Annotated in this window: 9 protein-coding genes and 1 pseudogene; 4 read left to right on the top strand and 6 right to left on the bottom strand. The window is 74.1% G+C overall.

What is annotated here, in order from left to right; genetic code table 11:
* The first annotated feature begins 5 nt into the window (after positions 1 to 5).
* Positions 6 to 1,862 carry an RDD family protein gene (locus O145_RS19595; protein ID WP_267489929.1) on the top strand — a complete coding sequence of 619 codons (1,857 nt, stop codon included), beginning with the start codon at positions 6 to 8 and terminating at the stop codon, positions 1,860 to 1,862.
* 34 nt (positions 1,863 to 1,896) lie between these two features.
* Here O145_RS19595 and O145_RS10320 read toward each other — a convergent pair whose 3' ends face one another.
* The 3 genes from O145_RS10320 to O145_RS10310 form a co-directional block, all read right to left on the bottom strand.
* Entirely contained in the window at positions 1,897 to 3,339 is a 1,443-nt protein-coding gene (locus O145_RS10320) for a serine/threonine-protein kinase (protein ID WP_043562709.1), read from the bottom strand.
* Positions 3,336 to 4,967: an FHA domain-containing protein gene (locus O145_RS10315; RefSeq protein ID WP_229118494.1), complete on the bottom strand. Its 1,632-nt coding sequence runs from the start codon at positions 4,965 to 4,967 to the stop codon at positions 3,336 to 3,338. Before O145_RS10315 ends, O145_RS10320 begins: the two co-directional genes overlap by 4 nt.
* A gap of 210 nt (positions 4,968 to 5,177) precedes the next feature.
* Positions 5,178 to 5,897 (bottom strand): FHA domain-containing protein, encoded by a 720-nt coding sequence (locus O145_RS10310; RefSeq protein WP_043562704.1) that lies wholly within the window; start codon positions 5,895 to 5,897, stop codon positions 5,178 to 5,180.
* 76 nt (positions 5,898 to 5,973) lie between these two features.
* On the opposite strand from O145_RS10310, the gene O145_RS10305 reads away from it, so the two are divergent.
* Positions 5,974 to 6,609: a hypothetical protein gene (locus tag O145_RS10305; protein WP_043562702.1), complete on the top strand. Its 636-nt coding sequence runs from the start codon at positions 5,974 to 5,976 to the stop codon at positions 6,607 to 6,609.
* A 12-nt stretch (positions 6,610 to 6,621) separates the two neighbouring features.
* Here O145_RS10305 and O145_RS10300 read toward each other — a convergent pair whose 3' ends face one another.
* From O145_RS10300 to O145_RS18650, 3 genes are read right to left on the bottom strand one after another with little or no spacing between them, the layout of a single operon-like run.
* Positions 6,622 to 6,891, bottom strand: a complete 270-nt coding sequence (locus O145_RS10300; protein WP_043562699.1) for a metal-sensitive transcriptional regulator — start codon at positions 6,889 to 6,891, stop codon at positions 6,622 to 6,624.
* Positions 6,892 to 6,893: 2 nt separating this feature from the next.
* Positions 6,894 to 8,639 (bottom strand): FAD-dependent oxidoreductase, encoded by a 1,746-nt coding sequence (locus O145_RS10295; protein WP_084682536.1) that lies wholly within the window; start codon positions 8,637 to 8,639, stop codon positions 6,894 to 6,896.
* 3 nt (positions 8,640 to 8,642) lie between these two features.
* Positions 8,643 to 8,819 (bottom strand): hypothetical protein, encoded by a 177-nt coding sequence (locus tag O145_RS18650; protein WP_169740344.1) that lies wholly within the window; start codon positions 8,817 to 8,819, stop codon positions 8,643 to 8,645.
* A 229-nt stretch (positions 8,820 to 9,048) separates the two neighbouring features.
* On the opposite strand from O145_RS18650, the gene O145_RS10290 reads away from it, so the two are divergent.
* Both O145_RS10290 and O145_RS10285 read left to right on the top strand, forming a co-directional pair.
* Positions 9,049 to 10,740, top strand: coding sequence for an L-lactate permease (locus O145_RS10290; protein WP_043562698.1), 1,692 nt, complete (start codon positions 9,049 to 9,051; stop codon positions 10,738 to 10,740).
* 163 nt (positions 10,741 to 10,903) lie between these two features.
* Positions 10,904 to 11,685, top strand: a pseudogene (locus O145_RS10285) (HNH endonuclease); the annotation flags it as partial.

The following is an 11,685-nucleotide window of genomic DNA, read 5'->3' as shown; positions in this document are numbered from 1 at the left end:
CCTCGATGCCGCCGTACAGCCAGGCCGCCGCTCCACCCGCCGCGGTGCGCAACCGCGTCATCGCCGGGGCGATCGACCTCATCGGCGGCGTCGCACTGGTGGCGGGGCTGGGGCTCCTCCTGGGCCTGGTGATCCCCAAGGCCGCCATTGCGTGGCTCGGGGCTGCCGCGGCCGTTGCGGTGCCCCGCGAGCTGCTCCTGGCCCTGACCGGCTGGAGCCCGGGCGGCCGGCTCATGGGCGTGCGCCTGGTCGATGCGGCCACCGGCGAGGCGCCGAAGACGCGCCTGTTCATCCACGCCGACCTGCTGTGCGTGACCGTGGGCCTGGGAGCACTCATGTTCATGCGCTCGGCGGCCGCCGACCCGCACGGGCAGGGCTGGCACGATCGCATGGCTGGAATCCTGGCCGTGTCCACCCGCCCCACCGCGGCCCCCGTGCGGCAGGCGCCCAGCCGGCACGCTCCCCCCGTGCGGCAGGAGCCACGGCAGGACGTCAAGCAGCAGGTCCCCAAGCGGCAGGCCCCGAGACGCCAGTCCATCAGGCACCAGACGCAGGCGGCCGCCCCCGCCCAGCACTCGGCGGCGAGGGGCTCGGCGCGCGGGCGCGGCCGCGTCTTCCCCGACAACGCGTTCTTCCTCAACCCCGACGGCTCCTCGACGGACATCGGCTCCACGGTCGACACGACGAGCGCCGTGGCCCTGCCCCCGATCTCCGACCGTGCCATTATCGACTCCGTTCCCTGGGCTGCCGTGCCGACCCAGCTCGACACGCCGACCGGGGACCACTCGCCGCTCATGTCCGCGCCCCCGGAGGACCTCGCTCCCGCCGGCCCGGGCGCAACGGACTCCTTCTCCGCCTCCTCGGCCCCGGACGATCCCCCTCCCGTGACATCGGCCCCGACGGCGGGACCCGAATCCGCAGGCCCGGTGGGGGACCCCTTCTCCCCGCCTCCGCCAATGGTGCGCCCGCACTCCATGCCGTCGGCCGCGACAGGAACCGCTTTCGCCGCCTCGGCCCCGTCGGGCCCAGCCGCCTCGGCCCCGTCGGGCCCAGCCGCCTCGGCCCCGACCCCGGCTCCGGGACCGCTGCCGCCGTCCCCGGAGCAGACTCCTCCCCCCGCCAGCCCACCGGTTCCGGTCGGCCCCTTCCCTGTGGCTCCGCCCACGGCGGGACCCCGTCCCGCCGCCCTGTTCACCGCCGGCGCCCCTTCCGCCCCCCCGTACACACCGGCGTCCTCCACTCCTCACGGCGTGTCGTCATCGTCACCGTACGAAGTTATGGTCCCCTCATCAGTGACAGCACCCGCGTCAGCGCCCCGTTCGCCGTCACCGGAGGAGCCCATTATCGTGCCGCCGTCGTCAGAGCCCCTGTCCCCCTCCCCCTCGACGCCGCCCGCTCGGTCCCGCATGGCGGACCGATCCGCCGCCTCGGCCGAGCCCCTGATCAGCGCGGACTCGGTCCCCGGGGCGCAGCCGGTGGTCTCGGCGTCCTCGCCTCCCACGGCCCGGGGCAGGCACCGGCAGGTCGAGGACCCGCGCGCGAGCAGGCTGGTCCCCCTGACCGGCGGGGCCCCCGTAGAGCTGTCGAGCACCACCGTCGTGGGCCGGGACCCGGACAACATCTCCGACTACCCCGGCGCCGCCTGCGTGTCCCTGAAGGACGCCAACCGCTCCATCTCCAAGACTCACGCGGCGCTCGCGCTGGCGCCAGGTGGCCTGTGGCTCACCGACCTGCACTCGACCAACGGCACCCGCGTCGAGGAGGACGGCCGCGTCACCGTGGCCAAGCCCGGAGAGTCGATCCCCGTGCCCACCGGCGCCACCATCGTGCTAGGCAGCGCCGCCTACCGCGTGGAGGACTGAAGTCCCGACGGCCCCCGGTAGCCCGTAGTCCCGGTCAGGGCGTGGGTACGCAGGCGCGGACCGCCTCGGACGTCCTGCCGTCCTGCCGTCTGCTGAAGACCGCGATGCAGGTGGTCCCCTCCTGGGCGGGCAGCGACGCGCTCGTGCTCTCGGTCCGCTGACGGGACTCGTTCTCCTTGCCCGCGACGTCGCTGCGATACAGGTAGTCGCCGGTCCACCCGTCCTCGGGCGCCTCCCAGGTGAAATCGACCTGCCCGTTGGCGCCGAGAGAGCCCTGCAGGTTGCGCGGCTCCGGCACGGTGGCGCCCAGGGGGTCCGAGCGCCCCGGGGCCAGCGTCGCGAAGGTCGGGGACGGCCGGCTGTCCTGCGCGACCCGTGAGGCGTAGATGGCGCCCGCGACCACGGCGATCAGGACCACCATGGCCGCACCGGCCACGAGGCGGGCCGATGCCCCGGGGCGGCGCGCCTCCTCCGGCTCGGCGGCGGGAGGCTCGGGGCCCGCGGGGACGACGACGGGCTCCTCGACGCGGGAGAACACGCCCAGGCGGGTCGCCTCGGGGTCGTCGACGTCGAGCGGCGCCCGGTCGGGGCCCTCGTCCTCGCCGTCGTCGTAGAGGTCGACGGCGGTCGTGGGCAGCCCGAGCTCGCCCTGGATCTGCTGGAGGGCCCGGGCGAAGGAGAGCATGGTGGGGTAGCGGCGGGCGGGGTCCTTCTCCAGGGCGACCGTGAGGACCCGCACGAGCGAGAGCGGGACGTCGGGGCGCCCCAGGGGCGGGACCGCGTCCTTGACGATGCGCCGGGCCAGCTCGTAGACCCCCTCGGACGACCCCGGGGTCTCGAAGGGGCTGTGGCCTGTGAGCATCGCGTAGACGGTGGCGGCCAGGGAGTAGACGTCGGTGGCGGGCTCGGCGTTGCGCGACCCGACGAGCTGCTCCGGCGGGGCCCAGGGCACGCTCATGCCGCGCAGCTCGTTGGGGGTGTCCCGCGGCCCGCTCATGGCCGAGATCCCGAAGTCGGCCAGGACCGGACGGCGGTAGACGGTGAACAGGATGTTCGCGGGCTTGATGTCGCGGTGGATGATGCCCGCGCGGTGCGCGGTCTCGACGGCCCCGGCGATGCGGATGGCAGTGTCCAGGGTCTCGGGGATGGTCATGACCTTCTGCCGCAGCCGCATGCCCAGCTGCGGGGGAGGGCAGTACTCCATGACGATGAAGGGGCGCCCGTCGGAGGACACGCCCGCGCCGAAGACGGACAGGATCGCCGGGTGGGAGGAGACCTTGGCCATGAGGTTGGCCTCGGACTCGAAGCGGGAGGCCGAGCTGCCGGCGACGTCGGTGTCCATGACCTTGACCGCGACCTCGCGCCGGGGCATGTGCTGCTCGTAGAGGTAGACGCGCGAGTAGCCGCCCGCCCCCAGCTCGCGCCGGTAGGTGTACCCGGTGATCTCGGGGTGGGCGGCGTGGGGGGAACCCGTCACGGAAGGTCCTCGAGCACGAGCGACTGACCGTCGCCGAGGTCGAGGACATCGCCGTTGCGCAGGACCATGGGCTCGGTGTAGGGCAGCTTCTGCGGGGCGGCGCCCTCGCGCTTGAGCACGGTGCCGTTGCCCGCCGACAGGTTGCGCGCCAGGACCGACCACTCGTCGAGCTCGATGAGGACGTGGTTGCGGGAGACGTGCTGCCCCGGGCTGGGCACGGTCACCAGTGTCGGCGACTGGCCCTCCAGCTGGGGCACGTCGAAGGTCGAGGGCTGACGGCCGACCAGGATCGGGCGGTCGAGGGTGACGGCCTGCCCGGAGGGCAGGCGCAGGCGCCCGAGCGGCGGGCAGGTGATCAGGCGCGCCGGCTGGGACAGCTCCGCACCGCAGGCGCGGCAGCGCACGTAGTTGGTCGGGTTGGCGTGTCCCTCCGGGCAGAGCACCGACAGGGCCTGACGGCCCGCCGCCGGGAGGTCGGGCTGCCGGATGGCCACAGCCAGGGACACGGGCGTGTCGGTCGAGGGCTCCGAGGCGTAGGGGGAGGCGCCAGGCCTGCCGGAGACCAGCGGGCCCAGCTCGTCGACCAGGTCGTCGGGCAGGGACGCCAGCGTCCAGCCGTCATGGTCCCCGGCCTGCGCGGCCTCGAGATCGAGGTCCTCGGCGCCCTCGGCGCCGTGGGCGGCCGCGCCGGGGACGGAGAGCGGGCCGCCGTCAGCGGCATCGTCCGGCTCGTCCGCGGACACGGCCTCGCCCTCAGCGTCGGCCAGCTCGACCGCCTGCGAGCCGTCCACCGGAACGTCGTCGACGTCGATGTCGTAGGACCGGGCGGCGGGCGGCTCCTCCGCCTCGGTGAGCTCGACGACCTCCGAGCCGTCCACCGCGACGTCACCCTCGTCCTCCTCGGCGTACGGAAGCGTCTCCGGCGAAGCGGGGGAGGAGACCGGCGACAGGGGTGAAGGAGGCTCGGGGGCGTCCGCCGGCGAGGCGGGCGACGGCGCCGCCGGCGAGGCGGGGGTAAGGGATGGGGCAGCCGGCCCGGCGTCGTCGTCGGCGCTGCCGGCGGCCGGGGCCGGCGAGAGGCCCGCCGGCGAGAGGGGCGAGAGGACCGCTGAGGGGGCCGCCGGCGAGGCGGGCGAGAGGGCTCGCGAGGTGGGCGCGTCGGCGCCGCCTGCTCGACCAGCGCCGGCGGCCGGATCCGATGCGGCGTCGGGGCGGGTGAAAAGCGGCGTGGGGCCCGGGCTCGGCTCGGTGGCGGAGCCGGAGGGCTCCTCGGGGTCGGGGGCGCCCGGCATGTCCCCCAGGAACACGGCCGAGGCGGTCAGGATGGCGTCCACGACCGGGCGCAGCACGGGCCCCGTCGGCTCCGGCGCCCGCAGGATGACCTCCGGGGAGCCGGGCAGGAAGATCTCCCGCCATGTCGCCACGCCGCCGGCGTCGACGGACTCGCCGTCGATCTCCAGGCCGACCCCGCCCCGTACCGCCATGCGCACGCCGTCGGAGGCGGCGACCACCAGCGCGAAGTCCGGGATGCTCGACAGGTGCCCGCCGGCGCCCATGACCAGATGGTCCAGGATCGCCGTCAGACTGCCCCGGGAGGAGCGCAGCTCCTTCCACAGGTCGGTGACCATCTCCTCGGGCAGCTCTGGGGGGAGCAGAAGGACGCCGTGCGGTGCGACGGCGGCCGTCCAAGTCCCCTCAGCCCAACGACTCCAGCGTACGATGCCGTGTTCGGACACTGTCTCCTCCTTTGTCCCACCCAGTGGGTGAGGTGGTGAGCGGCGACGCGGTAGCGGTTGCCGAGCGCGCCCGGCCGCGCCTCCGGACTTTGACCGGACACGTCACCGAACACGGCACTCAGCTTCGCCGAAGTATATAGCCCCTCCCCTGGGCACTGTCTCGGCGAGACCGGGAGACAGCTCGTGGCTGCCCTGAGAATCGACCAGATAGGTGCCATTGGTCGAGCCGAGATCGGTCACCGCAATCCCCTCCGGAGTGGGTTCGAGCAGGGCGTGGGTCTTGGAGACCGTCGCGTCGTCGGAGGGCACGGAGACCAGGCGCACGCCCTCGCGCCCGGGGCTGCGCTCCGGGGCCCGCCCCAGGAGCACCGGGGCGTCCACCAGCACGGATCGCCCATCGAGAACTAGGGTGTACATCATGTGCGAGCGCCTGGAGACCAGCATGGTCCCCGAGATCCGGTCATACCAGGTGCGCCGCAGACCGGTCGCGTCCGCGCGCACCACCATGACCACGGGCACCGCCCCCAGACTCGCCACAGCGGCCACCGCCATGAGGCCCGCGCGCCCCACGGCCGCCAGCCCAGGGCTGTTGCCGCCGCGCGAGACCCGGTGCAGGCGCATCCCCATGACGGCTCCGCCGGGGCCGACGCCGGTGAGCGCCTGGATCACCACGAGCACCACGAGCACGAGCCCCGCGCACGCCAGCCTCCATATCAGGTGGATCGGCAGGAACGCGCAGATCCCGGTCACGAGCAGGACGTCGATCCCACCGGCGACAAGACGCTGCACGGGCGAGGCGGGCACGGGAACTGTTGCTGGCACGACTACAGCATAAGATGAGTAGCGTCCTACGAGCGCCGACCGCCGCGGCACACGCGACGCACAAGGAGTCTTCAGGATGCAGATCGCCGTCACCCCGAACGCCTCGACCTGGATCGTGGTGCCCGAATTCCCTCCGCCGGGGTGGGAGCGCGCGGAGGCGCGTCGGCGCACGTCAGGCATGACCGGCGCGGATCCCCGCCGACGGGCCAACCTCGAGGAGCTCCTGGTCACCCTGAGGCGGATCGAGCGCCGCGCCCCGCTGGCGCGGCTCCTGCACGTGGGCGACGGCCTGCAGAGGGTCTTCGCCGTCGACCTGAGCCTGGTCATTGCCTACGACGACAGCTCCAAGGAGGGCCGCCACGCCACCCAGCTGGCCCTGCTCAACGAGAACCTGCCGGGCGGCGAGCCGCGCCGCCTGCGCCCCAACCCCGGCACAGCGGGCTACTGGGCGCTCGCCAGGGGCAATGCGATGGGCTCCACCGTGCGCCCCAGCGCCGTCGTCGTGCTGCGCAAGGCCGGCCTGCCCACGGTGCCCGTGGACGTCCTCATGCGCGTGTGGGGCACGACCCCGGCCCAGGTCCAGCCGCTGATCGGCGAGGTCATCGCCCTGGCCGACCGGGTCGCCCCCGCCGACCTCCAGCGCGACCCGATCCAGCCGGTCCAGCGCGCCCCGATCCGGCCCGGCCCCGTGCCGACCGCGCCGACGCCCTGAGCCAGACCCGGCTCAGCTCAGGGCCAGGAACATCTTCTCCAGGCGGGCGGCGTCCACGGTCTCACCGGTGGGGTCGGCCGCGAAGCAGGCGCGCATGCCCGTGGCGATAACGGCGTAGCCCGCCCGGTCGACGGCCCTGGAGACGGCGGCGATCTGGGTGACCGTCCGCTCGCAGTCCTGGCCGTCCTCGAGCATGCGGATGACGGCGTCGAGCTGGCCGCGCGCCCGCTTGAGGCGGGTGATGGCCGGGCGCAGCTCATCGGGGTCGAGGCGAACCGCCATGCTCACGCCTCCTCGGCCGCGGGCGCGGGGCCCGGCTCCGGGCCGACCGCGCCGGCGCCGTGCACCGCCGACCAGGTGCGGTAGCCGCCGTCGAGGTTGCGCACCTCGCGGCCGCGCTGGAGGAGCAGGCGGGCGGCGACGTGGCCGCGCAGGCCGACCTGGCAGGAGACGATGAGGGGGCCGTCGGGAAGCGTGTCGAGGTGTCCGCGCAGCCGGTCGACGGGGATGTTGAGGGCCCCGGGGATGTGCCCGCGCGCGTACTCGGCGGGGGTGCGCACATCGACCAGGCCCGCCCCGGCGGCGCGGGCGGCGTCGAGCTCGTGCCACTGGAGGGTGGGGGTCAGCCCGCTCAGGACGTTGTCGGCCACCAGGCCGAGCATGGCGACCGGGTCCTTGGCGGCGCCGAAGGGCGGGGCGTAGGCGGTCTCCAGGTCGGCGAGGTCGGGGGCCCGCAGTCCGCCGCGGATTGCGGTGGAGATCACGTCAATGCGCTTGTCGACGCCGGAGGGCCCCACGCCCTGGGCGCCGAGGATCCTCCCGGTGCCGGCCTCGGCCACGAGCTTGAGGCTCATGGCTCGGGCGCCCGGGTAGTAGGAGGCGTGGTCGTCGGGGTGGACGTGGACGCAGACGACGTCGAGGCCGGCGGCGCGGGCGCGAGTCTCGCTCCAGCCGGTCATGGCGGCCTGGAGGCCGAGGACGTCGACGATGGCGGTGCCTATGGCGGGCGCGGCGGCGGCCCGCCGTCCCATGATCGAGTCGGCGACGACGCGGCCGTGGCGGTTGGCGGTCTGGGCCAGGGCGATATGGGCGGGGGCCCCGTCAATGGCGCCGGTCTTGACGGCGGCGTCGCCGGCCGCCCAGATCGCGGGGTCGCTGGTGCGCTGGTCGGGACCCACGACAATGCCGCCGCGCTCGTCGACCTCCAGGCCGGCGGCGCGGGCCAGCGCGGTGTCGGGGCGGACTCCGACGGCGGCGACGACGAGGTCGGCGGCCACGGCGGCGCCGTCGGTGAGGACCGCCTCGCGCAGCCCCAGCTCGGCGATGGTCACGCCGGTGCGCACCTCGACGCCGGCCTCGCGCAGGCGGGCGGCCACGGGGGCGGCCATCTCGGGGTCGAGCGGGGGCAGCACGTGGTCGGCGAGCTCGACGAGGGTGACGGCCAGGCCGCGGCGGTGGAGGTTCTCGGCGGTCTCCACCCCGATGAAGCCGGCCCCCAGGACGACGGCGCTGCGGGCCGGGCCGCCGTCGCCACCGGCGGTGGCGACGGCGCGGACCAGGGCATCGGCGTCGGCGACGTCGCGCAGGGTCAGGGCCCGCTCCATGCCGGAGATCGGCGGGAGGACGGGCCGGGCGCCCGGCGCCAGGACCAGGGCGTCGTAGGGCAGGTCCTCCTCGGCGGCGCCGCCGTCGGGGCCGGTGGTGCGCACGCGGACGGTGCGGGCGGCGCGGTCGATGGCGGTGGCCTCGGCGCGCACGCGCACGTCGAGGGCGAAGCGAGCGGCCAGCGAGGCGGGGGTCTGCAGGAGGATGTCGTCGCGCTCGGCGATGACGCCGCCGACGTAGTAGGGCAGGCCGCAGTTGGCGAAGGAGACGTGCTCGCTGCGCTCGACGACGGTGATGGCGGCGCTCTCATCGAGGCGGCGCAGGCGGGTGGCGGCGCTCATGCCGGCGGCGACGCCCCCGACAATGACAATGCGGCGCGGCGGCGCCTCGGGCACGGAGCGGGCAGCGGGGGCGGCGGGGCTCACGGCTCAGCGCCTTCCGAGCAGGCGCGCCAGCAGGCCGCCGGCGGTCGCGGAGGCGGGGGAGTCGCGCTCGCAGGTGCACCACTGCCCCGCCGGCACGCCCGCCTTCACCCGTGCGACGTGCCGGCCGCAGCCGGCCCACGTCGTCTTTCCGCACGTCCTGCAGGTCACGGGTCGGCACATGGGTCTCTCCTCGCACGTCGAATATACCCCTAGGGGTATCTTGCGACGCCCAGCCTATACCCCGGGGGGCATAGGCGGTCAAGGCGGCGCGCCCGCCCCGCCGCGGGCCGTGCGCCGGACGGCGATGACATGGCATGATCGTCTTCGTCTCGTCGCGCTCCGCACGCCCGGGCACCGGTGCCCGGGCTCTCGCGACCGTCCGTCCTCCGCCACCGATCTCGGAGTCCTCATGCCTCTCGACGTCCTTCCGCTCCTCGGCGCCGCCCAGGCGTCCTTCACCCCGTCAACGACGGCGGTGGGCGGCAACGTGTTCCTCACGGCGGTCGTGGGTCTCGTGCCCCTGATCGCCTTCTTCGTCCTCATGGGCGCCTTCAAGGTCGCCACCCACTGGTGCTCGATCATTGCGCTCGCGCTGTCCGCGGTGCTGGCGGTCGTGTGCTTCCACATGCCGGCGGGCATGACGCTCCTGTCGGGCACGCAGGGCCTGGCCATGGGCTTCGTGCCGATCATCTACATCATTCTCGCCGCGGTGTGGCTCTACAACCTCACCGAGGTCTCCGGGCGCTCGAAGGACCTGCGGGCCGTGTTCAACGCCATTGGCAAGGGGGACATGCGCGCCCAGGCGCTCATCGTCGCCTTCTGCTTCTGCGGCCTGCTGGAGGGCCTGGCCGGCTTCGGGGCGCCGGTGGCGATCACCGCCGCCATGCTCGTGACCCTCGGCCTGGACAAGATCAAGGCCGCGCTCGTGACGATCGTCGGCAACGCCATATACGTGGGCTTCGGCGCCATGGCCATTCCGGTGACCACCGCCGCGAGCCTCGGCGGCGGCCAGGACCCCACGCTCATCGGGATCATTATGACCCACTTCACCTGGGTCATCTGCGTACTCATGCCCTTCCTCCTGCTGGGGATCCTCGACGGCGTCCGCGCGGTGCGCCAGCTGTGGCCCCTGGCCCTGGTCGCCGGGCTGGCCACCGGGGGCGGGCACTTCATCGCCCCGTACATCTCCTACGAGCTCACCAGCGTCCTGGCGGCCCTCCTGGGGTTCGCCGCCTCCTACCTCTTCCTCCTGGTGTGGACGCCGACCACCCCCGAGGAGTACCGCTCGGAGACCAGCGCCGACGACAAGCCCGACACCGAGCGCATCGCTCTCGCCCTGCTGCCCTACGTCCTGGTCGTCATCATGATCGGCATCACCAAGCTGTGGAAGATCGGGGTCGACCTGTCCAAGGTCCTGTCGGGCACGGACATCAAGATCCCCTGGCCCGGCGTCCACGGCCGGCTGCTCACCGAGTCCGGCGAGGCCTCGTCGTCGGCGATCTACACTCTGCAGACCCTGTCCAACCCGGGCACGTGGATCTTCCTGACGGCCCTGATCGTGACGATCGTCTACTCCCGGCGCTCCTCGGGCGGCCTGTTCCGAGTGAGCGCGGGGCGCATGCTCCGGGCGCTGCCGGAGACGATCTACACGCTGCGCATGTCGATCCTCACGATCGCCACTGTCATGGCGCTGGCCTACGTGATGAACTTCTCGGGCCAGACCAGCGCCGTGGGAGCCGCGCTGGCCACCACGGGAGCGGCCTTCGCCTTCCTGTCCCCGGCCCTGGGGTGGATCGGCACGGCCGTGGCGGGCTCGGCGACGAGCGCCGGCGCCCTGTTCGCCAACCTGCAGGCCACCGCCGCGCAGACCGCGAACCTGGACCCGCGCATCCTCCTGGCGGCCAACACCATCGGAGGCGGCCTGGGCAAGATCGTCTCGCCGCAGAACCTCGCCGTCGTCACCACGGCGGTCCAGGCGCCCGGGAAGGACGCGGAGATCCTCAAGAAGGCCGCGCCGTTCTCGATCGGGCTGCTCGTGCTGCTGGGGGCGCTGGTCTTCATCGCCGCGCAGGGCTGGCTCGGGGCCTACATGCCAGCCTAAGCAGGCGCCCCCCCTCCCGCCCACCCCTTTCGTCGAGATCGGTCCGGTTCCGCGTCAAGGTCGGGCTCTGCGCGTGTGGGGGTTGTCGGGGATCCGGTTTTGTGCTGGGATTCCGGGGTTGTGGGGGTTGTGGTGGAGGGGTGGCAGATGCTATCCTGTACACATGTTCGAAGACTGGGGCGCCGAGCCGTCCGTGCCGGGTGGTGCGGACGGTGCCGGTGACGGCGCCCCGCCCGAGGGCTTTGATGGGCTCGAGGCCGTGACGGCGGCGCTGTCGGGGATGGTGCCGGGGGCGGTTCTGGCGGGCGTGGTCGAGCGGGCGGTGGCGCCGCTGCTGGCCCCCGCCGCCCCGGCCGACGACGGCGCTGCTGGGCCGGCCGGTGGTCCTGCCGCCCCGGCCGACGACACCGCTGCCGGGGACGACGGTGCTGGTGGGGGTGCTGGGCTTCTTGGGGGGCTGGTGGGCCCTGGTGAGCGGGCTCTGGCTGAGGCCGCGGGGTCGGTGGTGGTCGACGGCCGGGGCGTGGGGGCCCTGGTGGGCCTGGGTGCGGAGGTGCTCGGCGAGCTGGTGGCGGCCTGCGGTCGTCTGGCCGCCTGGGCGCAGTGGGCCCAGGCGGTGGTGGCGGCCTGCATGGCCCGCTGCCCGGAGATGAGCGGCCTGCCCTACCGGCCCGACCGGCCCGGCCGGCCCGACAGCGACGACACCCAGGACGACATCCAGGACGACGGCCGGGACGGTTGGGACGAGGGTCGGGGTGATGGTCTGTCCCGCTGTCACGCTCCGGACGGGTCGGGTGCGGTGGTGTCTGGGGAGGTGGCCCCGGCGGGGCGGTGGAGCGCCGCCGGCGAGGTGGCGTGCCGGGCGGGGGTGTCGCGCCTGGTGGCGTCCCGGCTGGTGGACCGGGGCGCGGGCCTGCTCGACGGCGCCCTGGCGCCGGTGTGCGG

Origin of the sequence: Actinomyces israelii DSM 43320, assembly GCF_000711965.1 — a bacterium.
GTDB lineage: Bacteria > Actinomycetota > Actinomycetes > Actinomycetales > Actinomycetaceae > Actinomyces > Actinomyces israelii.
The sequence above is the reverse complement of the archived record's forward strand: the minus strand, read 5'-3'. Positions and strand labels throughout refer to the sequence as shown.

Bases quoted from the DNA above. Each gene is read 5' to 3' on its own strand.
- O145_RS19595 (WP_267489929.1), top strand. From the start codon at position 6: ATGCCGCCGTACAGCCAGGCCGCCGCTCCACCCGCCGCGGTGCGCAAC.
- O145_RS10315 (WP_229118494.1), bottom strand. From the start codon at position 4,967: ATGGTCACCGACCTGTGGAAGGAGCTGCGCTCCTCCCGGGGCAGTCTG.
- O145_RS10305 (WP_043562702.1), top strand. From the start codon at position 5,974: ATGCAGATCGCCGTCACCCCGAACGCCTCGACCTGGATCGTGGTGCCC.
- O145_RS10300 (WP_043562699.1), bottom strand. From the start codon at position 6,891: ATGGCGGTTCGCCTCGACCCCGATGAGCTGCGCCCGGCCATCACCCGC.
- O145_RS18650 (WP_169740344.1), bottom strand. From the start codon at position 8,819: ATGTGCCGACCCGTGACCTGCAGGACGTGCGGAAAGACGACGTGGGCC.
- O145_RS10290 (WP_043562698.1), top strand. From the start codon at position 9,049: ATGCCTCTCGACGTCCTTCCGCTCCTCGGCGCCGCCCAGGCGTCCTTC.